At 28.2% G+C, this 26053-nt stretch carries 30 protein-coding genes; 27 read left to right on the forward strand and 3 right to left on the reverse strand.

The features are described from left to right. Positions 1-83 precede the first annotated feature (83 nt). The 21 genes from J2Z39_RS04365 (at position 84) to J2Z39_RS04465 (ending at position 15484) form a co-directional block, all read left to right on the forward strand. Positions 84-1202, forward strand: coding sequence for a cysteine desulfurase family protein (locus J2Z39_RS04365; protein ID WP_209813974.1), 1119 nt, complete (start codon positions 84-86; stop codon positions 1200-1202). Next, the gene (gene thiI / locus J2Z39_RS04370; protein WP_209813976.1) at positions 1202-2362 is read left to right on the forward strand and encodes a tRNA uracil 4-sulfurtransferase ThiI; all 1161 of its coding nucleotides are present in this window, start codon (positions 1202-1204) and stop codon (positions 2360-2362) included. Before J2Z39_RS04365 ends, thiI begins: the two co-directional genes overlap by 1 nt. Positions 2363-2473: 111 nt before the next feature. Beyond that, on the forward strand, positions 2474-2785 hold the full coding sequence (gene rplU, locus J2Z39_RS04375) for a 50S ribosomal protein L21 (protein ID WP_117521623.1): 312 nt from the start codon (positions 2474-2476) through the stop codon (positions 2783-2785). A 4-nt stretch (positions 2786-2789) separates the two neighbouring features. Then, positions 2790-3101 (forward strand): ribosomal-processing cysteine protease Prp, encoded by a 312-nt coding sequence (locus tag J2Z39_RS04380; protein WP_117521625.1) that lies wholly within the window; start codon positions 2790-2792, stop codon positions 3099-3101. Positions 3102-3112: 11 nt separating this feature from the next. Beyond that, positions 3113-3406 (forward strand): 50S ribosomal protein L27, encoded by a 294-nt coding sequence (gene rpmA, locus J2Z39_RS04385; protein ID WP_117521627.1) that lies wholly within the window; start codon positions 3113-3115, stop codon positions 3404-3406. A gap of 54 nt (positions 3407-3460) precedes the next feature. Then, a complete protein-coding gene (gene obgE / locus J2Z39_RS04390; RefSeq protein WP_209813978.1) occupies positions 3461-4741 on the forward strand; it encodes a GTPase ObgE in 1281 nt (426 codons plus the stop codon). An 8-nt stretch (positions 4742-4749) separates the two neighbouring features. Next, complete coding sequence (yhbY, locus tag J2Z39_RS04395; RefSeq protein WP_209813980.1) at positions 4750-5034, forward strand: ribosome assembly RNA-binding protein YhbY; 285 nt, start codon at positions 4750-4752, stop codon at positions 5032-5034. Between the two features lie 8 nt (positions 5035-5042). Further along, positions 5043-5639, forward strand: coding sequence for a nicotinate (nicotinamide) nucleotide adenylyltransferase (gene nadD / locus J2Z39_RS04400; RefSeq protein ID WP_117521633.1), 597 nt, complete (start codon positions 5043-5045; stop codon positions 5637-5639). After that, complete coding sequence (gene yqeK, locus J2Z39_RS04405) at positions 5632-6192, forward strand: bis(5'-nucleosyl)-tetraphosphatase (symmetrical) YqeK (protein ID WP_209813982.1); 561 nt, start codon at positions 5632-5634, stop codon at positions 6190-6192. Before nadD ends, yqeK begins: the two co-directional genes overlap by 8 nt. After that, positions 6185-6493 carry a ribosome silencing factor gene (gene rsfS, locus J2Z39_RS04410; protein ID WP_209813983.1) on the forward strand — a complete coding sequence of 103 codons (309 nt, stop codon included), beginning with the start codon at positions 6185-6187 and terminating at the stop codon, positions 6491-6493. Before yqeK ends, rsfS begins: the two co-directional genes overlap by 8 nt. A gap of 40 nt (positions 6494-6533) precedes the next feature. Then, complete coding sequence (locus J2Z39_RS04415) at positions 6534-7169, forward strand: helix-hairpin-helix domain-containing protein (RefSeq protein ID WP_209813984.1); 636 nt, start codon at positions 6534-6536, stop codon at positions 7167-7169. 10 nt (positions 7170-7179) lie between these two features. Continuing rightward, positions 7180-7590: an RrF2 family transcriptional regulator gene (locus J2Z39_RS04420; protein ID WP_117521641.1), complete on the forward strand. Its 411-nt coding sequence runs from the start codon at positions 7180-7182 to the stop codon at positions 7588-7590. Next, positions 7591-10206 (forward strand): alanine--tRNA ligase, encoded by a 2616-nt coding sequence (gene alaS / locus J2Z39_RS04425; RefSeq protein ID WP_117521643.1) that lies wholly within the window; start codon positions 7591-7593, stop codon positions 10204-10206. An 11-nt stretch (positions 10207-10217) separates the two neighbouring features. After that, entirely contained in the window at positions 10218-10481 is a 264-nt protein-coding gene (locus tag J2Z39_RS04430) for an IreB family regulatory phosphoprotein (RefSeq protein WP_117521645.1), read from the forward strand. After that, positions 10474-10893: a Holliday junction resolvase RuvX gene (gene ruvX / locus J2Z39_RS04435; protein WP_117521647.1), complete on the forward strand. Its 420-nt coding sequence runs from the start codon at positions 10474-10476 to the stop codon at positions 10891-10893. Before J2Z39_RS04430 ends, ruvX begins: the two co-directional genes overlap by 8 nt. Then, complete coding sequence (locus J2Z39_RS04440; protein ID WP_209813985.1) at positions 10886-11128, forward strand: DUF1292 domain-containing protein; 243 nt, start codon at positions 10886-10888, stop codon at positions 11126-11128. The genes ruvX and J2Z39_RS04440 overlap by 8 nt, the downstream gene beginning before the upstream one ends. Beyond that, positions 11118-11555, forward strand: coding sequence for a Fur family transcriptional regulator (locus J2Z39_RS04445; RefSeq protein ID WP_117521649.1), 438 nt, complete (start codon positions 11118-11120; stop codon positions 11553-11555). Before J2Z39_RS04440 ends, J2Z39_RS04445 begins: the two co-directional genes overlap by 11 nt. A 2-nt stretch (positions 11556-11557) precedes the next feature. Continuing rightward, positions 11558-13252 carry a ribonuclease J gene (locus J2Z39_RS04450; protein ID WP_117521650.1) on the forward strand — a complete coding sequence of 565 codons (1695 nt, stop codon included), beginning with the start codon at positions 11558-11560 and terminating at the stop codon, positions 13250-13252. Continuing rightward, positions 13224-13853, forward strand: coding sequence for an O-methyltransferase (locus tag J2Z39_RS04455; protein ID WP_209813986.1), 630 nt, complete (start codon positions 13224-13226; stop codon positions 13851-13853). Before J2Z39_RS04450 ends, J2Z39_RS04455 begins: the two co-directional genes overlap by 29 nt. After that, positions 13853-15085 (forward strand): peptidase U32 family protein, encoded by a 1233-nt coding sequence (locus tag J2Z39_RS04460; RefSeq protein WP_117521652.1) that lies wholly within the window; start codon positions 13853-13855, stop codon positions 15083-15085. Before J2Z39_RS04455 ends, J2Z39_RS04460 begins: the two co-directional genes overlap by 1 nt. A gap of 114 nt (positions 15086-15199) precedes the next feature. Continuing rightward, the gene (locus J2Z39_RS04465; RefSeq protein WP_117521653.1) at positions 15200-15484 is read left to right on the forward strand and encodes a hypothetical protein; all 285 of its coding nucleotides are present in this window, start codon (positions 15200-15202) and stop codon (positions 15482-15484) included. 99 nt (positions 15485-15583) lie between these two features. On the opposite strand, the gene J2Z39_RS04470 is transcribed toward J2Z39_RS04465, so the two are convergent. Then, positions 15584-15853 (reverse strand): elastin-binding protein EbpS, encoded by a 270-nt coding sequence (locus J2Z39_RS04470; protein WP_117521654.1) that lies wholly within the window; start codon positions 15851-15853, stop codon positions 15584-15586. Between the two features lie 57 nt (positions 15854-15910). After that, a complete protein-coding gene (pepT, locus tag J2Z39_RS04475) occupies positions 15911-17131 on the reverse strand; it encodes a peptidase T (RefSeq protein WP_209813987.1) in 1221 nt (406 codons plus the stop codon). Positions 17132-17216: 85 nt separating this feature from the next. Here pepT and dut point away from each other — a divergent pair, with 85 nt between their 5' ends. The 6 genes from dut to J2Z39_RS04505 all read left to right on the forward strand — a co-directional run bounded on the left by dut (position 17217) and on the right by J2Z39_RS04505 (position 24856). Next, positions 17217-17648: a dUTP diphosphatase gene (gene dut / locus J2Z39_RS04480; RefSeq protein ID WP_117521656.1), complete on the forward strand. Its 432-nt coding sequence runs from the start codon at positions 17217-17219 to the stop codon at positions 17646-17648. After that, on the forward strand, positions 17648-18184 hold the full coding sequence (locus J2Z39_RS04485; RefSeq protein ID WP_209813988.1) for an oxidoreductase: 537 nt from the start codon (positions 17648-17650) through the stop codon (positions 18182-18184). Before dut ends, J2Z39_RS04485 begins: the two co-directional genes overlap by 1 nt. 71 nt (positions 18185-18255) lie before the next feature. Then, complete coding sequence (gene mutS, locus J2Z39_RS04490; protein ID WP_209813989.1) at positions 18256-20865, forward strand: DNA mismatch repair protein MutS; 2610 nt, start codon at positions 18256-18258, stop codon at positions 20863-20865. Then, positions 20865-22652, forward strand: a complete 1788-nt coding sequence (mutL, locus tag J2Z39_RS04495) for a DNA mismatch repair endonuclease MutL (RefSeq protein ID WP_181965125.1) — start codon at positions 20865-20867, stop codon at positions 22650-22652. The genes mutS and mutL overlap by 1 nt, the downstream gene beginning before the upstream one ends. Continuing rightward, complete coding sequence (gene miaA / locus J2Z39_RS04500; protein ID WP_209813991.1) at positions 22642-23589, forward strand: tRNA (adenosine(37)-N6)-dimethylallyltransferase MiaA; 948 nt, start codon at positions 22642-22644, stop codon at positions 23587-23589. The genes mutL and miaA overlap by 11 nt, the downstream gene beginning before the upstream one ends. Beyond that, positions 23579-24856 (forward strand): methionine gamma-lyase family protein, encoded by a 1278-nt coding sequence (locus J2Z39_RS04505; RefSeq protein ID WP_209813993.1) that lies wholly within the window; start codon positions 23579-23581, stop codon positions 24854-24856. Before miaA ends, J2Z39_RS04505 begins: the two co-directional genes overlap by 11 nt. Before the next feature lie 12 nt (positions 24857-24868). Here J2Z39_RS04505 and J2Z39_RS04510 read toward each other — a convergent pair whose 3' ends face one another. Further along, entirely contained in the window at positions 24869-25849 is a 981-nt protein-coding gene (locus J2Z39_RS04510) for a tyrosine recombinase XerC (protein WP_117521662.1), read from the reverse strand. Positions 25850-26053 lie beyond the last annotated feature (204 nt).

The following is a 26053-nucleotide window of genomic DNA, read 5'->3' on the forward strand; positions in this document are numbered from 1 at the left end:
TAATTATAAGAATTACTAATATAATATTATAGTTAAAAAAAGATATTTTGTTATTACAATAATATTTTAGTAAGGGGAGTATGATGATTTATTTAGATAATGCAGCGACAACTAAAATTTGTAAAAAAGCACAAGAAGCTAGAGCTTTTGCTGAAGAAAGTGCTTTTGCTAATTCTTCTTCTTTACATAGTTTTGGAATGAAATCCAATGCCTTAATTATAAAAGCAAAGGAAATTATTAGCTCAGTAATAGATTCTAACCCAAATGAATTATATTTTACAAAAGGAGCAACAGAAGCTAACAATATTGTTATATCATCCTTAAGTGGAGAGAATTCTATAGCATTAACATCATCAATTGAGCATTCTTCTGTCTATGATAGTTTTTCTAATAATGAATATAAAGAAATAGTATATTTAAAAAATGATAACTATGGTTTTATCGATTTAGATGATTTAAAAAATAAACTTAATTCTGATGTAAAATTGGTGTCACTTATATATGTAAACAATGAAATAGGAACAATACAAGATATAAAAGCTATAAGTAATATAATAAAATCTTATGATAAAAATATCATTTTACATATAGATGCTACACAAGCTTTAGGTAAGATTAGTTGCGATGTTAACAAACTGGGAGTTGATTTGATGAGCTTTTCCTCTCATAAATTTCACGGCCCAAAGGGAGTAGGTGGACTTTATGTTAGAAAAGGAATATTAAATAAGATAAAACCTGTTTTATATGGAGGCCACCAGCAAGTAATATCAAGTGGTACAGATAATCATCCTGAAATATATGCTATGTCCATAGCACTAGAAGAACAAATAGCATCTAATGAGTATGAACATGTTAATGAACTTAACTTATATATGAGAGACATTATTTTAAATAATATAAAAGAGTGTAGAATTAATACACCACAAGATAACTATTCCCCATATATTTTAAGTGTTGGGTTTTCTAATATAAAATCAGAAGTACTGTTACACATGTTTGAAGATAAACAAATCTATGTTTCAAGTGGATCTGCCTGTTCAAAAGGTGATAATAATAGGATTTTACTAGGACTTGGAATTGATAAAAAATATAGTGATGGAGTAATTAGATTTTCTTTTTCAAATGATATTAGTAAGAAAGATTTAGATTATACATTAGATGTATTAAAAGAGAGTATAGATACAATAAGAAAGGTGATGTAATGCAAGCACTATTAGCAATAAGCTTTGGTGAATTATTTTTAAAAGGAGCCAATAGAAGAATTTTTTACGATAGGTTAGTAAAACATATTAAATCTAATATTGAAAACATTGGCTATAAGGACATGTACTTAGAAAGTGCAAAGCTATATATAGAATCTGATGAAGATAAATATGAAAAATTAATAGAAGAAATCAGTAAAGTTTTTGGAATTGCATATATAGATAAGGTATATAGATGCGAAAAAAACATTGATGACATTTATGAAACAGCTAAATATATAATAGCTAACAATCATTCTAAAAGCAAAGAAACCTTTAAGGTTGAAACTACTAGAGTTGATAAATCATTTCCCTATAAGTCTCCAGAGCTTAGTGCAGAGATAGGCAGATTAGTACTTGATGATTTTAATAATCTATCAGTAGATATACATAATCCAGATTTTAAGATTTATGTAGATATAAAAAACAGGGTATACGTATATACTGAAAGACATCAGGGATTAGGAGGCCTACCATTAGGCACTAGCGGAAGCGGGTTATTACTATTATCTGGAGGGATAGATTCACCTGTGGCAGGATTTATGATGGCTAAAAGAGGTATGAAAATTAATGCTGTTCATTTTCACTCATATCCTTTCACATCAAAACAAGCTCATCAAAAAGCTATCGACTTGGCGAAGCTTATGGCTAAATACACAGGACCAATGAAGTTTTATTCTATAAATTTAGCGGAAATTTATAAGGCCATTGCCACTAATTGTGATAGAAGAGAAACCACAATATTATCTCGTAGAATAATGATGAGAATAGCAAATGAAATAGCCAAAAAAAATTCATACCAATCTTTAATTACTGGAGAATCTCTAGGTCAAGTAGCTTCACAAACTTTAGAGTCGATCGCAGTTATTGAAGAATCTTCAGATCTACCAATACTAAGACCATTAATTGCAATTGATAAACAAGATATAGTAGATAAAGCTATTAAAATAAATACTTATGAAAAGTCTATAGAGCCATATGATGATTGTTGTTCAATCTTTGCGCCTAATAAACCAGTGACAAAGCCAAAATTACATTATATAAAAAAGAGCGAAGAAAACTTAGATATTGAAAAATTAGTAAAAGAAGCTCTTTTTAATATGGAAATAATAGAAATTTAAATTACTAGTTTGACAAAAGTTTGGATATATAGTATCATTTAACGGTAAACCGCACAGTTTAGGTTCTGATCACCTACGCTGGCGAGAATCTAAGAATAAAGGAGGACACCTATGTACGCAATAATTAAAACAGGTGGCAAACAATATAAAGTATCAGAAGGTGACTTAGTAAGAGTAGAAAAATTACCTTACCAAGTTGGTGAAACTGTTGATTTTGAAGAAGTACTACTAGTTGCTGGTGATGAAGATGTTAAAGTTGGAGCACCAATAGTTGAAAATGCTAAGGTTACAGCTACAGTTGAGGACCAAGCAAAAGATAAAAAAATCGTAGTATTTAAATACAAACCTAAAAAAATGTATAGAAAAAAACAAGGTCACAGACAACCTTATACTTTAGTTAAAATAGATAGCATCTCATGCTAGGTAAATGATTAAAGTAACTACACTTTATGACAAAGATACTTTAAAAGGCTTTAAAATTATAGGACATGCTGATTATGGTGAGCATGGAAAAGATATAGTTTGTGCAGCTGTTTCTATGCTTGCATATACAACAGTAAATTCACTTGATAGTTATAATTATGAAGTTGATTTTTCTGATGATGAAGAAATTATGGAATTATTAGTAAAAAATCCATCACATGATTCTGAAGTAATTTTAAATACTTTTAGTACAGGTATTCGGACACTAACACAAAGTTATGGTGACTTTGTAGAGGCTTATACAACAATATTATAAGGAGATATGAAATGATTTTAAATATTAACTTACAAAGATTTTCAAGTAAAAAAGGGGTATCTTCTTCAAAGAACGGTAGAGATTCTGAAGCTAAAAGACTTGGAACCAAAAGAGCAGATGGTCAATTTGTAAACGCTGGAACAATTATCGTTAGACAAAGAGGAACAAAAATTCACCCAGGCAACAATGTAAAAAAGGGTGGAGATGATACACTTTATGCTAAATGTGAAGGAATCGTAAAATTTGAAAGAAAAGGACGTGACAGAAAACAAGTTTCTGTTTATCCAAAACAAGATATTGCTTAAAAAATAGAAGCTTGCCTTTTCGGCAAGCTTTTTTTCATATGAGAGGATATTTATATGATTGATTATGCAAGAATAAATCTTAAAGCAGGAGACGGCGGTAATGGAGCTGTTGCTTGGAGACGTGAAAAATACGAACCTACTGGAGGTCCTGCCGGAGGAGATGGTGGAGATGGGGGTAGCATAATAATAAAATCTACTAGAAATCTCTCTACTCTAGATGACTTTAAATATAAGACAAAATACAAGGCGCAAAATGGTGAGCCGGGTGGAAAGTCTAAAAAATTTGGTAAAAAAGGTGAAGATCTTATATTAAAAGTTCCTGTAGGTACAATTTTAAGAGAAGCAGAATCTAATACTATTATAAAAGACTTTAAATTTGATGGTGAAGAATTAATTATCGCGAGAGGTGGTCGTGGTGGTAGAGGTAATGTTCACTTTAAAAACTCTATAAGACAAGCACCTAGATTTGCAGAAAATGGAAAAAAAGGTCAAGAAATTGATTTGGTTTTAGAGCTAAAAGTATTAGCAGATGTGGGATTAGTAGGACTTCCTAATGTAGGCAAATCTACTTTAATATCTGTAATTACTTCTGCTAAACCTAAAATAGCAAATTATCACTTTACCACTTTAGATCCAAATCTAGGAGTAGTAAATATAGATAAAGAGAGATCTTTTATTGTTGCAGACATACCGGGACTTATCGAAGGAGCAAACGAAGGTCAAGGGTTAGGTCATGATTTTTTAAAACATATAGAAAGATGCAGGTTATTAGTCCATTTAGTAGATATATCCGGTATTGAGGGTAGAGATCCAATAGAAGATTTTAAGCTTATTAACAAAGAACTCTCTCTTTACAATAGTAAACTATCAGATAAACCGATGATTGTAGCACTTAATAAAATAGATTTAGACTTTAATGATAATGCATCTAAATTTATAGAAGAATTTAAAGAATCTTACAAAATATTTAAAATTTCAGCAGCTACAACTGAAGGTATAAGAGACTTGCTAGATTCTACCTATGATCTTTTATTAGAATCAGGAGATAAGCAATATGATTTAATAGAGGATGCTGACAATACATTTTTAGAAGAATACTACAACAAAGAAATAGATTATGACTTAGAATTTACCAAAGAAGATAATATCTATATAGTTTATGGTAAGAGAATAGATAATCTTTTGGAAAGAGTTAATCTAGAAGACTATGATTCAAGAATGTATTTTGAACAAAAATTAAGAGAAATGGAAGTTTTTGATAAACTTAAAGAAATGGGGATAGAAGAAGGAGACAATGTAGCAGTAGGAGATATTGTATTTGAATATTTTGACTAGGAGGACTTATGTTAACTGGTAAAAACCGTGCAATGCTTAAAGCAGAAAGCCATGATTATAAACCTATAATAAATATAGGAAAATTTTCTGTATCAGATGATGTAATCAGGGCAATAGAAGAAGCACTTGAAGCAAGAGAATTAATTAAAATAAAGATATTAAATAATAATTTAGATGATCCCGATGAAATTTTACAGACTATCTTAGAAAAAACTAATTCGGAATTTGTAAATCATATTGGTAGTATTTTTACAATATATAGAAAAAACAAAGAAAATAAATTTAACTTATAGGCATATTGATGAAAATAGGATTGTATGGCGGTACTTTTGATCCAATTCATATAGGGCATTTGATAGTTATGGAAAACACTCTTAATTATATGAAACTAGATAAAATAATAGTATTACCAAGTGCTAACCCGCCTCATAAACAAAACAAGAAGAAAACAGAAACTTCAATCCGTGTAAATATGGTTAAAGAAGCTATAAAAGACAATGATAGGCTAGAACTATCTACTTTTGAGTCTGATGATGAAAAAGTAGTTTATACTCACCAAACTTTAAACTATTTTAAAGAAAAATATCCTAATGATGAATTTTACTATATTATGGGCGAGGATTCATTAATGAGTATAGATACATGGTCAAACTACCAAAAGATCTTAAATGATAGAATTATAGTATTTGCAAGGACCAGTATAAATGAAGATAGCCCTTTAATAAAAAAAATAAACGAAGTAAAAAAAGATAACGAAAAAATTTATCTTATTGATAATCTAAATGTAAATATTTCATCAACGCTAATAAGATCTTTAGTTAAAGAAAAAAAGAGTATAAAGTATTTAGTTCCTGATCCAGTTATTAAAATAATTGAGGAGTATAAGCTTTATGTATGATTTGGAAAATTGGAAAGAACAGTTACTATCTGATATAGGAGATAAAAGGTTTAAACATAGCATGAGAGTTATGGAAACTTCTATTGAACTTAATAAAAAATACAATATTGATGAAGATAAACTAAAAACAGCAGCTATTTTACATGACTGTGCTAAATATAATGAAGATAAATATTATAATTTATATGGAAAAAATTTAGAAAGTTATCAAAAAGAATTTAAGCAAGTCTTACATTCTTTTTTAGGGGCGGAAGTTGCTAGATTAGTGTATAATATAAAAGATGAAGAAGTTTTGGATGCAATAAGATTTCATACAACTGCTAAGGAAAATATGAGTGATTTTGAAAAAATTATATACCTTGCAGATGCCATAGAACCTAAAAGAGATTATCCGTGTGTGGATAAAATTAGAAGTCTTGCTAAAAAGGATTTAGATCAGGCAATGCTTTATAGCTTGGACCATAATATAGAATTTATAATTTCAAGAAAAGCTCTTATTCATCCACTTACTATAGATGCAAGAAATTTCTTAATTAAGGAGAAAAATGAATAAATTAGAAACAATACTTAAAGTATTAGATGATAGAAAAGCAGAAGATGTAAATATCATAGCACTAGATGATTCCTCTATAGCAGATACCTTTGTTGTAGCTACAGGTACTTCAGTTATTCAAACTAAAGCTTTGGCAGATTATATTGAAGAAGAATTAGAAAAAAATGGTTATTCGTTATTATCTAAAGAAGGTTTTCGTGAAGGAGAATGGATACTTATGGATGCTGAAGATATCATAGTTCATATATTTACAAGAAAACAAAGAGAATTTTATGGCATTGATGATTTATGGGAAGAATAGTCTTTCCATAAATCATTAGCCTTTTATTAGTGTTTATAAAATGAATGATAAAAATAAAGACAAAATTATAGTTGGTTTAATAATAGCTATAGCTTTATTATTAGGAAATAACATAGTAAAAAGTCATTCTGATAAAACTATAGGCAATAAGCAAAGTCTTTTTGAAGCAGAAGATGATATGATTTTAGATAGTAATCAAGCATCATCCGAAAACTTTGCCGAAGATATTAAGGAAGATTCAGAAAAGAAAGTACATATAAGTGGAGAAATTAATCAAGAAGGGGTCTACATAATAGATGATGGTGAGAGACTAGATGATTTGATTAAACAAGCAGGTGGATTAACAAGTGAAGCTAATGTTAATAGTCTTAATCTGGCTATGAAGTTAGAAGATCAAATGAAAATTTATATACCAAATAAAAATGAAATTCCTGCTGAAGAATTAACTACACAAATAGTAACTTCTCCAGAACTATCTAACAATTCGGATAAAATTAATATAAATCAAGCAAGCAAAGAAGAACTTATGACTTTGCCAAATATAGGCGAAAAAAGAGCTGAAGCTATAATTGAATACAGAAATGTAAATAAATTTGAAAATATAGAAGATATAAAGAACGTAACTGGAATTGGCGATAAATTTTTTGAAGCCATGAAAGATTTAATAACTGTATAGGTGGTATTTAATGAAATTATCAACAAGGAGTAAATATGGTTTAAGAGCCATTTGTTATTTAGCTGAGAATGAAGATAAAGGATATATATCTGTATCTGAAATTTCAACTAATCTAAACTTATCTGAAAATTATTTAGAACAACTTATTAGACTCCTAAAAAAAGAAAATATTGTAAAGTCTGCTAGAGGCCCAAAAGGTGGGTATAAGTTGGTAAAAAATATAGGTCAAATAACAGTAGGTGAGGTACTAAGAGTACTTGAAGGAGATATAGGTAAAAGTGGGTGTCTTGAAGATGGCAGTCACTGTGATGATAAATGTAATGCATACTTTGCATTTAGTAAATTAGATGAAGCGATAAATGACACTATAGATTCTATAACAATAGATGAAATAATAAATCAAGATAGTATAGGAGAATAAATGAAAAATTTAGGAATGAATGAGCTTAGAAAATCATATATTGATTTTTTTGGTAACGAAAAGAATCACACTATTTTAAAATCTTTTCCTCTTATTCCACAAGATGATGAATCTTTATTATTAATTAATGCTGGAATGGCACCTTTAAAAAAATATTTTATAGGTGAGAAAAAGATTAAAAATAATAGGGCTACATCTTCACAAAGATGCGTAAGAACTGGTGATATTGAAAGAGTAGGCAAGACAGAAAGACATGGAACCTACTTTGAAATGTTAGGTAACTTTTCGTTTGGTGATTATTTTAAAAAAGAAGCTATTACTTGGGCTTACGAATTCCTAACTGATAGACTTCAGATAGATAAAGAAGATATATGGGTAACAGTATTTCATGAAGATGATGAAGCTTATAATATTTGGCATGAACAAGTTGGACTTAGTACAGATAGAATTTTAAAGCAGGGTAAAGAAGATAATTTTTGGGAGCTTGAAGTTGGTCCTTGTGGTCCTTGTTCCGAAATATTTGTAGATCGTGGTCAATCTCGAGCTATAGATGAAAATGATAATCAACCTGGAAATGATGATTCAGATAGATTCCTTGAAGTATGGAATCTAGTATTTACTCAGTTTAACAAGGATAAGGAAAATAATTATACTCCACTAGCTCATCCTAATATAGATACAGGTATGGGACTTGAAAGAATAGCTATGGTTGTACAAAATAAAGACAATATCTTTGAAATTGATGTAATGCAAGATATAATTTCAGAAATAGAGAAAGTTTCTGGAGTTAAATATAAAAATAATCCGAAGACTGATATTTCAATTAGAGTTATTGCTGATCATGCTAAAGCCATGACTTTCCTTATATCTGATGGCATCATACCTTCAAACGAAAAACGTGGTTACGTACTAAGAAGACTTATAAGAAGAGCATATAGACATGGAAAACTACTAGGAATAAAAGGTGAATTTTTATCACAAATAGTTGAAAAAGTAATTGATACTTATAAGTCAGAATATGAAGAATTAGTTTTTAATAAGGAAAATATAATAAATGCTATAGTTGATGAAGAAGAAAGATTCCAAAATACTATAGATCAAGGTCTAGATAGACTTAATTCATTAATTGATGAAATGAAAGAAAATGGTGAAAAAGAATTAAGTGGTAGTGAGGCATTTAAGTTATATGATACCTATGGTTTTCCTTTAGATTTAACTAAAGAAATACTCAATGAAGAAAACTTTGATGTAGACATAAATAAGTTTAATGAAGAAATGGAAAATCAAAGAGAATTAGCTCGTAATGCTCGTAAGAAAGATTCTGGTTGGTCATTAGATAATATAGTTACTGATGGTATAAGTCCTACAGAATTTGTTGGATATGATGATTTAGAAGTTAAAGCAAAAATCATCAGTATATTTGATGATAGTGAAAATAAAAAATCGATAGATGCTTCTGATAAGGGTATAATAGTTAGTGATAAGACTTCATTTTATGCCCAAGGGGGCGGACAAGTTTCCGATACAGGTTATATTTTATCAGAAAATACAAAAGCCTGTGTTACAGATGTCCAAAAGAAAAATGATATATATTTTCATTATGTAGAAGTTATAGAAGGCAGCTTACAATTAAATAATGAGTATTTATTTAAAGTAGATCGAAATAGAAGACTTGATATAACAAGAAATCACTCAGCAACTCATTTATTAGATCAAGCTCTAAGAGATGTTTTAAAAGATACAGTAAAACAAGCTGGATCTTTGGTAGATGAAGATAAATTAAGATTTGATTTTACTTATAATGAAGCTTTAACAAAAGAACAAAAAAGGGAAATTGAAGATATAATAAACGAAAAAATAAGAGAAGAACTTCCAGTTAGAAAAAATATTGTTTCATTTAAAGAATCTCAAGAAATAGGAGCAATAGGATTATTTGAAGATAAGTATAAAGATAATGTTAGAGTAGTTTCTATAGGGGAATATTCTAAAGAATTATGTGGAGGTTGTCACGTTAATAATTCTTCTAATATACTTATGTTTAAGATTATTTCAGAATCTTCAGTTTCGGCAGGTGTACGTAGAATAGAAGCTGTAACAGGAAAAAAAGTTTACGATTTATTAGTAAATCAAAAAAATATAATTGATGATACTGCCCAATTTCTAAATACTAGACCTAATCAAATTAAGCAAAGAATTGAATCTTTAGAAGAAGAAATTCAAAATCAAAAAGAAGAAATAAAAAGACTAAGGTCTTCATCAATCAAAGATATTTATAAGGATTTGGAATCCAATATAGTAAAAAAAGATGATCACAACTCAGTGGTTTATAAATTTAAAAATACTAGTATAGGTGAATTGCGTGATTATGAAAATAGATTAAAGAACTCATATGATAATCTTATTATTGTATTTGCTAGTGTATCAGACGAAAAAATTGTATTTACTGTATCAGTAGATGATAATTTGACCGATAAATATAATGCAGGAAATATAGTAAGAGAAATAAGTCAAATTACTGGCGGTAATGGTGGAGGAAGAAGAAACTTTGCTCAAGCTGGAGGAAAGGATATTTCTAAATTAGATAGTGCTTTAGAAAAAGCATTTGAAATCATTTAAAGGGGATTATAATGACTGATAAGGATAACAAATTTAATGAGACTATGCTCTTTAAACCTGAAAGAGAAGAAGAAAAGGATATAAGAGAAATTTTGACTACAGTTTATAATGCGCTTGATGAAAAAGGCTATAAACCATCCGGCCAAATTGTTGGATATCTTCTTTCAGGAGATCCAACCTACATTACAGCTCATAATGGAGCTCGTAAATTAATAAGAGCTGTTGACCGTGATGAAATTTTAGAAGAATTATTGAATAGTTACATCAATGACTAGAATAATGGGTTTGGATGTTGGAGATAAAACAATTGGGGTTGCATTAAGCGACCCTATGTTTTTGATGGCACATCCATTAGAAACTATAAAAAGAAAAAAGGCTAGCTTAGATATAGCTAAGTTAGTAGAAATAATAGATAGGGAAGATGTAGAAACAATTGTAGTAGGGCTACCTAAAAATATGAATAATTCTATAGGTCCTCAATCTATGAAAGTGATGAGTTTTGTTGACCTATTAAAAAAGCAAACTGATAAAGAAATTATCTATGAAGACGAGAGAATGACAACTATCCAATCAGAAAAAGTTCTTATAGATATGAAAGTTAGACGAGAAAATAGAAAAGAACATATAGATAAGATAGCTGCTAGCTTTATTCTACAAACCTATCTAGATAGGAGAAAAAATGGATAGTATTATTTTATATAATGAAAATAACAATGAAGTTGAATTTAATATAATAGATACTTTCGGAGTAGATGACAGGAATTTCTGTGCTTTACAAGAAGATGACGATGAATTAATCCTCATTATGGAAATCATTAATAAAGATGATGAAATAGAATTTAAATCTATTGAAAATCAAGATGAACTTGATGAGATCATTAAATTATATGAAGAAATGAGAGAAGAAAGCAATGGAAACTAATGAAATTAGAAAAATTTTTGAGAAAAATAATCAAAAATTTACTAAGCAAAGAGAAATAATTTTTAATGTATTAAAGGATAGCTCGCCAAAACATGTAACACCAGAAGAGCTTTTTTCAAAAGTACATGAAGATCATAAGCAAGTTGGTATAGCTACAATTTATAGAACTTTAAATATTTTTGAAGAACTTGGTATTGTAAATAAACAAGAATTTACAGATCAAGCTTATACTTACGAGTTAATAGATCCTGTAAATGATCATCACGATCATATTATATGTACTAATTGCGGGAAAATCATGGAAGATAAATGCCTATCAAATAATGAATTAGCTAATTCATTAAAAAAAGATTACGGTTTTGATTTAAAATATTATTCATTAAGAATTTATGGAATTTGCTCCGATTGTCAAGATAAAAAGGAGTAAAAATGTCAAAAGAAAAGAAACTAAGAGTAATACCTTTAGGTGGTTTACAAGAAATAGGTAAAAATTGTACTGTAGTTGAATATGGTAACGATATGGTTATGATAGATTGTGGTCTAACATTTCCAGATGAAGAAATGTTAGGCGTAGATATAGTAATACCTGATTTTACTTATGTAGAAGAAAATAAAAATAAACTAGGCGGAATATTTGTGACTCATGGCCATGAAGACCATATCGGTGCTATTCCTTATTTTTTAAAGAATGTGGATACTAATGTTTACTGTTCAAAACTAACTAAAGGACTTTTAGAAAATAAATTTAAAGAACACGGCCTTAATCCGAATAAGATTAAAATGGTTAATGTGAATAATAAGGTAAAAGTTGGCGAACTTAGCATGGAATTTATAAGAGTAAGCCACTCTATTCCTGATTCATGTTCTATTGCTGTAAAAAGTCCAGTAGGTACCATATTATTCACTGGAGACTTTAAAATGGATTTTACACCAATCGATGGTGATCCAACTGATGTTCAAAGAATAGCAGAACTTGGTAAGAGAGGTTTATTAGCATTATTTGCAGATAGTACAAATGTGGAAAGACCTGGACATTCTGTAAGCGAAAAAGATGTTGGTGATACTTTTATAAAAATATTTGGACAAGTTTCAGGCAGAATTATTGTAGCTACATTTGCATCAAATCTTCATAGAGTTCAACAAGTTATCTATGCTGCAGAAAAATATAATAGAAAAGTAGCTTTATCTGGTAGATCAATGATAAATAACGTAAGAATAGCTAGTGAACTTGGTTATCTTCATGTTAAGACAAATACACTTATAGATATGAAAAATGTCAAAAATTATGCAGATGATGAAGTAGTAGTTCTATCTACAGGAACTCAGGGAGAACCTCTATCAGCTCTTACTCGTATGGCCAATAGAGAACATAAGCAAATTAGCTTAAATGAATCTGATACAGTTATCCTTTCATCATCTGCAATACCAGGTAACGAAATAGCTATAAATAATACGATAAATAAACTTACTAAAATTGGTTGTAATATAATATATTCTTCATTAGCTAAAGTCCATGCATCAGGTCACGCCTGTCAAGAAGAAATAAAACTAATGTATCAATTAACTACACCAAAATATCTTTTACCTGCTCATGGTGAAGCTAGACAGTTACAAACACATGAAAATCTTGCTATAGATATGGGAATGAAGAAAGAAAATATATTTATATTAGAGAATGGAGATGTAGTTGAATTTACTAAAAAATCTGCTACTAAGAATGGGAAAGTACAAGCTGGAAATGTTTTAGTAGATGGATCTGGAATTGGCGATGTGGGTAATATTGTGCTTAAAGATAGGAAACACTTATCAGAAGATGGTTTAATGGTAGTTTCTATAACTTTTGATAGAAATACTCAAACATTACTTGCAGGTCCTGAGATAGTATCCCGTGGCTTTGTTTATGTAAAAGAAAACCAAGATATTATAGAAAATGCTAAAGAAGTTGTAATTAGATCATTCGAAAAATGTCAAAAAGAAGAAATTAGAGCTATTAGCCAAATAAAATATCAAATTAGAGAAGATTTAAAATCATATTTATACAATGAACTTGGTCGTGATCCGATGATTCTTCCAGTAATATCTGAAGTGGAAAATAATGAAATATATAAATTATCCTCATACTAGTCAATATTTATCAGATATTATTGAAGATAGTGACTTTTTAGATCTAAGAGAGTATGCTTTAAATAATAATGTTCCTATTATGAATGTTGAAACTAAGGAGTTTATCAAAACAATACTTAAAATTAAACAGCCCAAATCTATACTTGAAATAGGAGCTGCTATAGGATATTCATCTCTAGTATTTGAGAAATATACAAATGCAAATATTACAACCATAGAATTAGACAGTGAAATAGCTGATATTGCTCGTAATAATTTCAAAAAATATAATACAAATATAAATTTAATAAATGATGATGCACAAAAAGCCTTGAATGATATAAATCAAGGCTTTGATTTTGTTTTTATTGATGCAAACAAAGCGCATTACGAATATTACTTTAAACGCTCAGCTGAACTTTTAAATGAAAATGGGATAATAGTAGCTGACAATGTATTATTTAAAGGCATGGTTACAAATGATGATCTAATAGATCGTAGAATGATAACTATAGTAAAAAGATTAAGAAATTATCTTGCCTATGTCATGGATAGAGAAGATTTTTTTACAACTATAATTCCAATAGGTGATGGATTAACATTAAGTTATAAGGAGAAATAATGACAGATAAAAAAGTAGAATTACTAGCCCCCGCTGGAGATATGGAAAGATTAAAAGCAGCAGTAAAATTTGGAGCTAATGCTGTATTTATGGCTGGAGATAGTTTTGGTCTTCGTGCAAATGCCAAAAACTTCGATCATCAAGCTATGATTGATGCTGTAGAATATGCACATAAAAATGGTGTAAGAATTCATATAACTATGAATATTGTACCTCATGATAATGACTTGGATGGAATAGAAGATTATTTAAAGTTTTTAAATGAGATAGGGGTAGATGCATTAATTATATCTGATCCTGGTATATTTATGAAAGCTAAAGAACTGACTAATATAGATTTACATATTTCTACTCAAGCGTCTGTAACTAATACAGATACAGTCAACTTTTGGTATAAGATGGGGGCAAAAAGAGTAATCTTAGCTCGTGAATTGTCATTAGAAGAAATTATTGAGGTAAGGAAAAATACTCCTAAAGATTTAGAAATAGAAGTTTTTGTGCATGGAGCTATGTGCATTTCTTATTCTGGAAGATGCTTATTAAGTAACTATATGACAGGACGTGATGCAAATAGAGGGGACTGTGCCCAAGCTTGTAGGTGGAAATACTCAATACAAGAAGAAAATAGACCAGGTGAATATTATCCAATTGAAGAAGACGGGTCTGGCACTTATATAATGAACTCTAAAGATTTATGTCTAATAGATGAATTAGATAAGTTAATAGAAGCAGGAATAGATAGTTTCAAAATAGAAGGAAGAATGAAAACTGCTTTTTATGTAGCAACAGTTGTAAGATCTTATAGACAAGTTATAGATGCTTATTATGATGGGAACTACAATAAAGAAATTGTTCAAAAATACTTTAATGAATTAGAAAAAGCTAGTCATAGACATTATACTAAAGCTTTCTTTTATAATAAACCAGATAGCAATACTCAAATCTATGAAAATTCTTCATATATTAGGAAATATGATTTTATAGGAGTCGTATTAGAATATAATTCAAAAACTAAAGAAGCTATTATCGAACAAAGAAATAGATTCTTTTTAGGCGATGAAATAGAAATTTTTGGAAATTATAAAGATTATTATAATTATAAAATTGATAATATGAGAAATAATAAGGGTGAAGAACTAGAAGTAGCAAATAGACCTAAAGAAAAAATATCAATGACCATAAATCTTCCACTTGAAGCTGGAGATATGCTTAGAAAAGTCATTGAAGGATAAATTTTAAATAATTTATTTATAATCAATTATAAAATCTTGTTCATGTGTAGTAAGTCTATAATCTGGGTATAAATTTAAGTAGTTAAGTTGATAAAATAAAAAGGAGTTAATAATATGACAGAAAATAAAAAAGAAAAAGATACAATAATTGATCCACAAACAGGAAAAGAATCAGAGGCTAGCCAATTTGAAGGGGATAAGAATTTAGAGAAAAATGTAAAAAATAACAAAGAAACTAATGGTGGGGATGATCCAGATGTAAAATTCACTACTGACACTGAATATAGGAATACAACTATTGATGAAGCTGGACAAGTATCAGCACCAAGTGCTGAAGGAAGAAGAACTAGAGTTGATGAAATATCAGAAAATCCATCTGAAGATTCTGATAATAATTAAATAAAAAATCAGAGGTTGTTATAATTACCTCTGATTTTTTTGTTAAAGCTTATTTATATTGAAATTAGAATAAAATTTTTATAATTTTATTAGTATTAATTATTTATCTCTTGATGGATTTTCTGACAAATCATCTTCGCGAGTTCTTCTTGCCTCAACACCAACATTTGAAATTTGATCTGCTTCATCCACTTCAGTTTTTAGATGCTCTTGATCTGAAGAGTATTTTTTATCTAGATCATCTCCACCTTTCGTATCATTGCTTTCACGACTACTTTTATCTAGTTCTTCATTACCGTGATATTGTGATGAATCTTTTACTTCTCCTGTGCTAGGATCAATTACTTGATGTTTATTTTTATCTGACATTATTTACTCCCTTTCTTAGTATGTATTGCTTTAACTTCTATATCAATTATAATACTACTAACTATTTTTTGCAATAACTTTAACAATTTCTATAATTGTTTCTGAAGATTTAATCAAAAACTCAACTGGAAGAATCTCATAAACTCCGTGGAAGTTTAAACCTCCAGCAAATATATTAGGACAAGGCAGTCCCATAAATGAAAGCTTAGATCCATCAGTACCTCCACGTACTGGACTAGTTATAACTTTAATACCAAGATTTTTCATAGCTTCTTTTGCATAATCTATAATTTCTGGTTTATCTTTTAATATTTCACCCATATTATAATAGCTATCTTTTATATTTACTGATACTATATCCCCATATTTATTATTAAGATATTCTTTGTTTAATATAACTTGTTTTTTCATTGATTCAAATTTATCTCTGTCATGATCTCTAATTATATATTCCATTTTTGTATTTTCTACATCACCTTCAATGGAAACTAAATGATAAAAACCATCATAGCATTCTGTATGTTCTGGACGTTTAAATTCACCTAATAATCTATCAAATTCAAATGCCACTGATGTAGAATTTACCATAGTGTCTTTTGCTGAACCTGGATGTACTGATTTTCCATTTATATTAACTTTGGCTGATGCAGCATTAAAAGTTTCATATTCTAGTTCGCCTAAATAACCTCCGTCAATTGTATAAGCGAAATCTGCATCGAAATATTCTATATCAAAAGTATCAGCACCTGTACCAATTTCTTCATCTGGTGTGAAAGCTATTTTAATATCTCCATGTTCAATTTTAGGATTATTTATAAAGTATTCTGCCATATTCATAATAGCAGCAATACCTGCCTTATCATCAGCTCCAAGTAAAGTTTCGCCACGAGTAGTGATTAAAGTTAGTCCTACTAAGTCTTTTAATACTGGGAAATCATTAACTGTAATCGATCTTTTATCATTTAGTTTAATATCTCCACCTTTATAATCGATAATTTGTGGATTTTCAATTTTTCCATCCATTTCAGGCGAAGTATCCATATGTGCAATAAATCCAACTGTAGGGAGTTTTTTATCTGTATTAGATTTTATTTCAGAAAATACAAAACATTCATCATTTATACTCGCATCAAGTCCTAATTTTTCTAATTCGCTTTTTAGTGCTTTAGCTAAATCCCATTGGCCTTTACTAGAGGGTTTTTCTTTTTCGCCATTTTGGGGATCACTTTTTGTATCATAACTTATATATTTTAAGAATCTTTCTATTACCTTTTCCATTGTTACCTCTTTTCTTAAATTTACTATACTTTCTTTGTAATTTTACACAAAAATTGGTATATTAATCTTTAGAAAAGGTGATTAAATGAATGAGAAATTAAAAATTGTATATAAGGATAATTTACCAGCATATCAAACTAAGGGAGCAGCTGGACTAGATTTACATTGTAAAACTGATAAGGATATAGTAATTGAACCTAAAAAAACAGTTAAAATAGATACAGGGATTAAAGTCCAGATTCCAGAAGGTTATTTTGGAGCGATCTATCCAAGATCTTCAACAGGAGTTAAGAAAAAAATAATGTTAGCTAATACTGTTGGAATAATTGATTCTGACTATAGGGGAGAGATAATGATTTATCTTTATAATTATGGAGAAGAAGAACAAACAATAGAAAATGGTGATAGAATAGCTCAATTAATAGTCCAACCCTATAAACAATTTGAAATAGAAGTTGTTGATAGTTTAGATGATACGGATAGGGGTGAAGGCGGATTTGGTTCCACTGGCAAATAATGGCAAAAAAGAAAGTAAAGAAGAGACTAAAAAGAAATAAATATAGATTGATAATATCATTAGTAGCTATTGCCGCTATTTTTATATTATCCTTTAGTATAAGAAACTATTCTAAAGAAAGAGATCTTTCTAAGTACGATCATGAAATACTTATTTTAAAGTCAAATGGTGATCAGATAGATTCTATGACATTAAAAGAGATTAGAAAAAAAGGATCTGAAAATAAAGTAGTTTATTATAATAATGGATTAGAGAAAGTAAATATTGATGGTGTTCCTATAGAAAAAATTATAGGAAATCAAGATATAAATTTAAAAGATAGAGCTTATTTAGTTTTAGAAGATAGTGAAGGAAATTTAGAAAAGTTATCTATGTCTGCAGCTTTAGAGCCTGATAGAGTTTACTTAGTATATAAAATAGACGGTACACCAATATATGAATTAGGGGAAAATTATGGTAAGATGGCTATTATTGATACAAGTTTAGATGATTCTAATAATTGGATAAAGAATGTAAAAGTAATTGATATACAGTAATTCCATAAATACTCACAAATATGTGAGTATTTTTTTATGGTATAATATTATATAGAAATGAGGATAGACAAATGAAAGAAAACTTTACTTATGAGAAATTAACTCCAATGCTAAAACACTATGTTGATGTAAAAGATAATTTTAAAGATTCTCTTTTATTATATAGAGTTGGGGATTTTTATGAAAGCTTTTTTGACGATGCTATAATAACTAGTAAAGTTATAGGTCTTACCCTTACTGGAAAAGAATGCGGACATGATAAAAAAGCTCCTATGTGTGGTGTTCCTCATCATGTTATAGATAATTATGTTAACAAGCTTGTAAAAAAAGGATACAAGGTTGCTTTATGTGATCAAGTAGAAGATCCTAGGAAAGCAAAGGGATTAGTAAAACGTGCAATAACTCGAGTTGTTACACCTGGTACTATAACTGATATGGAATCGCTAGATACAAGAGAGAATAATTATCTATTATCCATTTTTCAAAATAATTATGGATTAGGTATTTCTTATTGTGATATATCTACAGGGGCTTTATATACGATTGAAATCAAGGGTTCTAACGACTTAATAGCTAAACAAGCTATAGATCAAATAGAGAAGATAAATCCTTCCGAAATTATAATTAACAATGATCTTAAATTAACGGAAATAAAAAAATATTTAAACATAAATAATGATATATTTATTAATTATATAGAAGATGATAGGGAATATTATAAAAGAATAAAAACTATTATAGAGTACTTAGGAGATGAGAATTTAGAAAAAGTTTCAGACAAAAGGTTGTCTCTTGTATCCTTAGCAAATTTATTAGATTATATTTATAAATTTTACGACGCTAAACTTAATCATATAAATAATATAGAAGTTCTTGAAATATCCAATTATCTAGAATTGGAAGCAAACACTAGAAAAAATCTAGAACTTCATAGGAACTTAAACAATAATAGTAAAGAGGATACAGTACTTAAAATTCTTGACCAAGCCGATACTGTTATGGGTTCTAGGATAATTAATGAATGGTTGGAAAGACCATTAATTGATATAGAAAAAATCAATCGCAGATTAGATATAGTGGATTATTTTAAAGATAATACAATTGATTCTCAAAATGTATCAAATTATCTCTCAGATGTTTATGATTTAGAAAGACTATTAGGAAAGATTTCATATAAAAGAGCAAATGCAAGAGATTTTATTTCTTTAAAAAACTCTCTTAAGAATATGCCAGATCTCAAAAAATATCTATCTGATATTAATGATAGTAATATTAAAAACCTAGGATTAAACTTACCAGAAATGGATGAATTATATGAGCTTTTAGATAAAGCAATTGTTGATGATCCGCCTATATCTATAACAGATGGCGGGATCATTAAAGAGAACTTTAATGATAATTTAGATAAGTTAAAATCTGATTCTAAAAATGCCCTAGAAAAGTTGACTAATTATGAGATTCAAGAGCGAGAGACTACAGGAATTAAAAACTATAAAATAGTTTATAATAAAAATAATGGATACTCAATAGAAATAACTAAATCTAATCTAGATAAGGTACCTAATTCTTATATAAGAAAACAAACTCTTAAAAATCAGGAAAGATATACAACCGAAACTTTAGAAAATCTTTCAAATCTTATTATAGGTGGAAAAGATAAGGTCAATGATTTAGAATATGAGATTTTTAATGATATTAGGAATCAAATACTTGATCAAACTTTAAAATTACAGTCTTTAGCAAAGATGATAGCTAATATTGACGCTCTAAACACACTTTCACAAGTAGCGCTAACCAATAACTATGTAAGACCAATAATAAATAATGAAAATATGATTAATATTAAAAATGGTAGACATCCAGTAATTGAAAAAAAACTTAACGAGAATGAGTTTATAGCAAATGACACTAATATAGGTGAAGACGATAATATCATTCAAATAATAACAGGACCTAACATGGCTGGCAAGTCTACTTATATGAGACAAATGGCCATAATAATTATTATGGCTCAAATGGGGTCTTTTGTACCAGCAAGCTATGCTGAAATAGGTATATGTGATAAAGTTTTTACTAGGATTGGTGCAAGTGATAATATCTCTAAGGGTGAATCTACTTTTATGTTAGAAATGAATGAAGTTTCTAATATTTTAAAAAATGCTACAAATAATTCTTTTGTCATACTTGACGAAGTTGGCAGAGGAACGTCTTCGGATGATGGTTTGAGCATTGCTATGGCTTTAGTAGATTATATTTCAAAGAAAAAGAAATTTAAGACAGTATTTGCTACACATTTTCATGAGTTAACCATTCTTGAAGATGAGCTTAACAATGTTAAAAACTTAAAAATGGAAATATTAAAAGAGAATAATAATTTAGTATTTTTAAGAAAAATTAAAGAAGGTAGATCAAGCAGGAGTTATGGAATAGATGTAGCTAAATTAAGTGGTTTACCAGAAGAAATTACTGATAATGCTCAAAAATTTATGAATAATCTTAACTCTGAAGTTGGTATTAATCTTAATAAAGATTCTGATATTAAATCTACTATATATGAAATAAATGAAAATAAATATAAAAATTTAAAATCAGAAGCTAATAATATAAATATTAATGAGCTAACTCCTATAGAAGCAATAAATAAGTTAAATAAACTTATAGAAAGTATAGGAGAGTTATAATGGCTATTGTAAAGCTAGATACCTATACAATAGAACAGATTGCAGCAGGTGAAGTTATAGAAGCACCTGTTTCAGTAGTAAAAGAACTTGTGGAAAACTCTATAGATGCTAATTCCAAAAATATAGTTGTTGAAATAAAAAATGGGGGCAAAACTTTTATTAGAGTTACAGATGATGGGACTGGTATAGATAAGGCTGACATGATATTAGCATTTGAAAAACATGCAACATCTAAAATTGGTAACTTTAATGATTTATATGATATATGTTCTTTAGGATTTAGAGGAGAAGCCTTATCAAGTATAGCAAGTGTAAGCGACTTAGTGGCTATATCTAAAACCAAAGAAGAGGAAATAGGCAAAAAATTAGAATTTAAAAATAATAAATATAAAGAATCTTCCATAGCAACAAATACTGGAACAAGCATCATAGTAAAAGATTTATTTAATAACTTACCAGTAAGGAAAAAGTTTCTCAAATCTGATATTGCTGAAACAAATGCTATATCTAAGCTTATATATTCATTAGCAATAGGCTACAATGATATATCTTTTAAATACATTAAGAATGGAAGAGTAGAGTTTATAAGTCATGGGAGTGAAGATTTGGAGACTAAAATTCCAAATCTTTTAGATCCTAATTTAAAAGATAAACTTATTAAAATTTCTGCTAATAATGATATATATAATATTGATGGGTTCATATCAAGTCCTAATTATTATAGAGGAAGTAGATCTTTACAACACTTATTTATAAATAATAGATTAATAGATAGTAATATAATAACTAACAATATAGAAAAAGAATATAGATCTTATATACCTAATGGTAGATTTCCTGCATTCTTTTTATTTGTAAATACTAATCCTAAAAATTTAGATGTAAATGTTCATCCTAATAAAAAAACTATAAAATTTAACTATGAAGATGACTTGATTAGTTTACTATCTACAAGCATATATAAAAGTTTAATTAAAGAAAATAATCCAGCCGAAATTACCAATAAAAAGATAGAAAATAAACAAATACCAGATTTAAGTAACTATCAAAATCTATTAGATTCATATAAATCTTTTAATATTGTAAAAGAAGATGCTAAATTATATGAAAACGATGATTTTTTTAATGAAGATAAAAAAATAATTTCTAGTAATGAACAAAGTTTTAATAATAACGATTATACTAAAATTAAATCAGATCAACAAAAAAGCTTATTAGAAGGCAAATTTTCTTATTTATATTTAACAAGTATTTTTGGAAAGTATTCTTTATTTAAAAAATCTGAAGATGAAATAATTGTTTTAGATCATAGACGTGCTGATGAGGCTATAAAATATAATGAATTCATAAAAAATATGTCTAACAAGAGTGTTAGTAGTCAAATTCTCTTAGAGCCTATTATAATAAATTTAAAAGCAAATGATAAAGATAAATTTGATAATAAAAAAGAATCCATAATGGATTTAGGTTTTGATATTGATCAAATTGGAGAATCTCAAATAATCATTAGATCTATTCCTCAAATATTTGATATTCCAGAAAGTGAAAGCTTTTTTTACGATATTTTAGATATAGATTTTAAAAATAAAAATGAAATTTTTTATAAGAATATTGGAAAGTTTATTAGAAGTAATATTTTTAGAAAAGGTCATAATATAAATAAAGATGAATCTATCAATTTATTAAACGAATTATTTAAACTTGATAATCCTTATAAAACCAATGATGGTAAGTTAACTTTGTTAGTTTTAAATAAAGATAGTTTGGAGAATTTTTTTGAAAGATAAATTAATAATAATTACAGGACCCACAGCTAGTGGCAAAAGTGATATAGCTATCAAAGTTGCAAAAACTTTTAATGGAGAAGTTATTTCCTGTGATAGTCAACAGATCTATAAAGACATGGATATTGGCACTAATAAGGAATCTGATTTCAGAGGTATTAAGCATCATATGATTGATATTATTAATCCTAATGAAAATTTTACAGTGGAAGATTTTTCTAGTTTAGTAAAGCCAATAGTACACGATATAAATAATAATGGAAATATACCAATACTTACTGGTGGAACAGGATTTTATATAGACTCTTTATTATTTGAAATGAATTATGGGAATACACCAAAAGATCCCAAAATAAGAAAAAAGTTACAAGATATATCTGATTCAAAGGGTAACTCATTTTTATATAATAAATTAAAAGAACTAGATCCAAAAACAGCAGATAAATATCATGAAAATGAGTCCCAAAGAATAATTAGAGCTTTAGAAATATATGAGATGACAGGCAAAAAACCTTCAGAACTTAGAAAAGGTGAGAGAGTTTTAAATAATACTATAGATCCAATTTTATTTTTCTTAAATTATGAAGACAGAAGCAAACTTTATGAAAATATTAACAATCGTGTAATAAAAATGTTAGATGCTGGACTTATAAATGAATTTGTTAGTGTAATTAAAAAATATAAACTTACTAAAGATTCTCAATCTATGGCAGCTATAGGATATAAAGAACTGTTTCCTTATTTTGATAAAGAGATTGATATAGATGAACTTATAGATTTGATTCAAAAGAATACCAGACATTATGCAAAAAGGCAAATAACCTGGATGAAAAGATATAAATTATATAATTTTACCCATGAAATTATGATGGATAATTTAAATAAAGATGATGCTAATGATATAATAATAAGTATAATTAAGGATGTTTATGAATTTTAATGAAATATACACTCATTATAAAATCGATGAGTCATTTGATAATTTAATAATAGATAAAGAGAAAAAGCTAACAAAAGATTTTGAGAATCTTGAAGCTATAGCTGAATACAATCAGCTTAAAGTTTTAAAATCTTTTAACAAAAATAATTTAAATACACAAGATTTTATAACTGCAACTGGTTATGGTTATGCTGATATTGGTCGTGAAAAAGTTGAAAAAATTTTTGCTGATATATTCAAAGCTGAAGATGCTCTTGTAAGGCCTAGTATAGTTGCAGGTACTCATGCGCTTTCATTAGTCTTATTCGCATTATTAAATAATGGAGATCAAATGGTTGCAATAACTGATGATCCATATGATACAATGCAACAAGTTATCGGTATAGCTGGAGACAAAAAAGGAAATTTATTATCAAAAGGTATCAAGTACAAAAAATTATCTCTTGATGATAATAATAAGATAGATTATAAAAATATCTCTAAAGTAGTTGATTCTAATACAAAGCTAGCTTTGATTCAAAGATCAACTGGATATACGCAAAGACGTGCTTTTACAATTGAAGAAATAAAAAAAGCAATTGAGGAAATAAAAACTATAAATCCAGATACAATTATATTTATAGATAATTGCTACGGAGAATTTACAGAATATAAAGAACCTATTGAAATTGGTGCAGATATACTTGCTGGTTCTTTAATCAAAAATCTAGGTGGCGGAATCGCTATAACAGGTGGTTATATTTGTGGAAAATCTGATTTAATCGAATATTGTTCTAATACACTAACCGCTCCAGGTATTGGCAAAGATGAAGGCTTAAGTTTTGGTACAAGCAGATCCGTTTTACAAGGCTTATATTTTGCACCACAAATAGTAAAAGAAGCTATAAAAGTTGGAATGCTTTTTGGCAGAGTTTTTAATGATTTAGGTTATGAAGTTGTTCCTAAAATTGATGAACCTCAAAGTGATGTGGTTCAAGCTATAAAATTTAAAGATCCTGATAAAGTTATAACTTTTTGCAAAGCTATACAAGAAGCTTCAACTGTAGATTCTAACTTAGTGCCAGAACCTTTTCCAATGCCAGGATATGAAGATCCTGTAATTATGGCTGCAGGTGGTTTTGTAGAAGGTTCTACATCAGAACTTTCGGCTGATGGTCCTTTAAGAGAACCATATATAGCTTACTTGCAAGGTGGACTTAATTATTATCATGGAAAGCTTGCCTTAAAACTCGTTTTAAGCCGTTTTAAAAAACAAGGATACATATAAGTACCCTTGTTCTTATATCTCCATATCAGACAATGGGTTTTTATTTATTGCTTTTTTTAAGTCTTCATCTTCAAGATGGGTGTATATTTGAGTAGTGGAAATGCTAGTATGTCCTAATATATCTTTTAAAGCCCTTATATCTACATTACCATATTTATACATTAATGTAGCTGCTGTATGTCTTAACTTATGAGTAGAATATATAGATGTATCAAATCCTGCTTTTTCTAAATATTTTTCTATAGTGGCCTGAACTGTGCGATTACTAATACGTTTTTTTCTAGTTGAAACAAATAAGGCATCTACATATTTATCTCCTAAATAATCGTTTCTTACTTTTAAATAATGATGAATTAATCTTAAAGCATTGTCAGTAAGATAGATAGTTCTTTCCTTATTACCCTTACCAACTATTGAAAAATGATCATTTTCTATATCGTTTACATTAATACTAACTAGCTCAGATAATCTCATACCTGTAGTTAAAAACGTAAAAACTATAGCTAAATCACGAGCTCTCAAGAAGTCATTTTTCTCTGCATTTATTACATAAAGTAGTCTTTCAGTTTCATCTAATGTGAGATATACAGGTTGTCTTTTGCTAATTTTGGGATTTTTGAGCTTAATAGTAATATTTTTATCAATCACTTCAATTTCTTGATATAAGTAATTATAAAATGACTTTAAAGCTGAAATTTTACGAGATCTTGTAGTAGGATTATCATTCTTTTCATTATCTAAATAAGAAAGATAAGAGTAAAAATCAGTAATATTTAAATCTCCTAAAAAATCAGGATTTATTATTTTGTTTATATCTGAGTCTTTAAAATCTTTTTCATAAGATGATCTATCTCCGTAATATATTTTTCTTATAATTTGATATTCAAAAAAAACTTCTAAGTCATAAGAGTATTCCTTAATAGTCATTAAAGATAGACCGCGAATAGACTTTAAATAATTTAGATAATCTACAAGTACAATAGGTCTAGTCATAAAAAATATAAAACTCCTTAAAATTTATTATTATATAAGAAAATATCTAATTCATTTATAATATAATCTTATTGTACCTCTATTATTTTTTTATACAATTATTGCACAAAATTATTATTTTGTGCAATAATTTATAGGGATATTTGTATTGTTTTTCTCTTCCCTATAACTATAAATCTTAAATTTCATTAAATTATTTTAATC

Origin of the sequence: Anaerococcus nagyae (genome assembly GCF_017874535.1) — a bacterium.
Taxonomy (GTDB): Bacteria; Bacillota; Clostridia; order Tissierellales; family Peptoniphilaceae; genus Anaerococcus; species Anaerococcus nagyae.

Coding starts and splice junctions, on each gene's coding strand:
- J2Z39_RS04365 (WP_209813974.1), top strand. CDS start 84: ATGATTTATTTAGATAATGCAGCGACAACTAAAATTTGTAAAAAAGCA.
- thiI (WP_209813976.1), top strand. CDS start 1,202: ATGCAAGCACTATTAGCAATAAGCTTTGGTGAATTATTTTTAAAAGGA.
- rplU (WP_117521623.1), top strand. CDS start 2,474: ATGTACGCAATAATTAAAACAGGTGGCAAACAATATAAAGTATCAGAA.
- J2Z39_RS04380 (WP_117521625.1), top strand. CDS start 2,790: ATGATTAAAGTAACTACACTTTATGACAAAGATACTTTAAAAGGCTTT.
- rpmA (WP_117521627.1), top strand. CDS start 3,113: ATGATTTTAAATATTAACTTACAAAGATTTTCAAGTAAAAAAGGGGTA.
- obgE (WP_209813978.1), top strand. CDS start 3,461: ATGATTGATTATGCAAGAATAAATCTTAAAGCAGGAGACGGCGGTAAT.
- yhbY (WP_209813980.1), top strand. CDS start 4,750: ATGTTAACTGGTAAAAACCGTGCAATGCTTAAAGCAGAAAGCCATGAT.
- nadD (WP_117521633.1), top strand. CDS start 5,043: ATGAAAATAGGATTGTATGGCGGTACTTTTGATCCAATTCATATAGGG.
- yqeK (WP_209813982.1), top strand. CDS start 5,632: ATGTATGATTTGGAAAATTGGAAAGAACAGTTACTATCTGATATAGGA.
- rsfS (WP_209813983.1), top strand. CDS start 6,185: ATGAATAAATTAGAAACAATACTTAAAGTATTAGATGATAGAAAAGCA.
- J2Z39_RS04415 (WP_209813984.1), top strand. CDS start 6,534: ATGAATGATAAAAATAAAGACAAAATTATAGTTGGTTTAATAATAGCT.
- J2Z39_RS04420 (WP_117521641.1), top strand. CDS start 7,180: ATGAAATTATCAACAAGGAGTAAATATGGTTTAAGAGCCATTTGTTAT.
- alaS (WP_117521643.1), top strand. CDS start 7,591: ATGAAAAATTTAGGAATGAATGAGCTTAGAAAATCATATATTGATTTT.
- J2Z39_RS04430 (WP_117521645.1), top strand. CDS start 10,218: ATGACTGATAAGGATAACAAATTTAATGAGACTATGCTCTTTAAACCT.
- ruvX (WP_117521647.1), top strand. CDS start 10,474: ATGACTAGAATAATGGGTTTGGATGTTGGAGATAAAACAATTGGGGTT.
- J2Z39_RS04440 (WP_209813985.1), top strand. CDS start 10,886: ATGGATAGTATTATTTTATATAATGAAAATAACAATGAAGTTGAATTT.
- J2Z39_RS04445 (WP_117521649.1), top strand. CDS start 11,118: ATGGAAACTAATGAAATTAGAAAAATTTTTGAGAAAAATAATCAAAAA.
- J2Z39_RS04450 (WP_117521650.1), top strand. CDS start 11,558: ATGTCAAAAGAAAAGAAACTAAGAGTAATACCTTTAGGTGGTTTACAA.
- J2Z39_RS04455 (WP_209813986.1), top strand. CDS start 13,224: ATGAAATATATAAATTATCCTCATACTAGTCAATATTTATCAGATATT.
- J2Z39_RS04460 (WP_117521652.1), top strand. CDS start 13,853: ATGACAGATAAAAAAGTAGAATTACTAGCCCCCGCTGGAGATATGGAA.
- J2Z39_RS04465 (WP_117521653.1), top strand. CDS start 15,200: ATGACAGAAAATAAAAAAGAAAAAGATACAATAATTGATCCACAAACA.
- J2Z39_RS04470 (WP_117521654.1), bottom strand. CDS start 15,853: ATGTCAGATAAAAATAAACATCAAGTAATTGATCCTAGCACAGGAGAA.
- pepT (WP_209813987.1), bottom strand. CDS start 17,131: ATGGAAAAGGTAATAGAAAGATTCTTAAAATATATAAGTTATGATACA.
- dut (WP_117521656.1), top strand. CDS start 17,217: ATGAATGAGAAATTAAAAATTGTATATAAGGATAATTTACCAGCATAT.
- J2Z39_RS04485 (WP_209813988.1), top strand. CDS start 17,648: ATGGCAAAAAAGAAAGTAAAGAAGAGACTAAAAAGAAATAAATATAGA.
- mutS (WP_209813989.1), top strand. CDS start 18,256: ATGAAAGAAAACTTTACTTATGAGAAATTAACTCCAATGCTAAAACAC.
- mutL (WP_181965125.1), top strand. CDS start 20,865: ATGGCTATTGTAAAGCTAGATACCTATACAATAGAACAGATTGCAGCA.
- J2Z39_RS04505 (WP_209813993.1), top strand. CDS start 23,579: ATGAATTTTAATGAAATATACACTCATTATAAAATCGATGAGTCATTT.
- J2Z39_RS04510 (WP_117521662.1), bottom strand. CDS start 25,849: ATGACTAGACCTATTGTACTTGTAGATTATCTAAATTATTTAAAGTCT.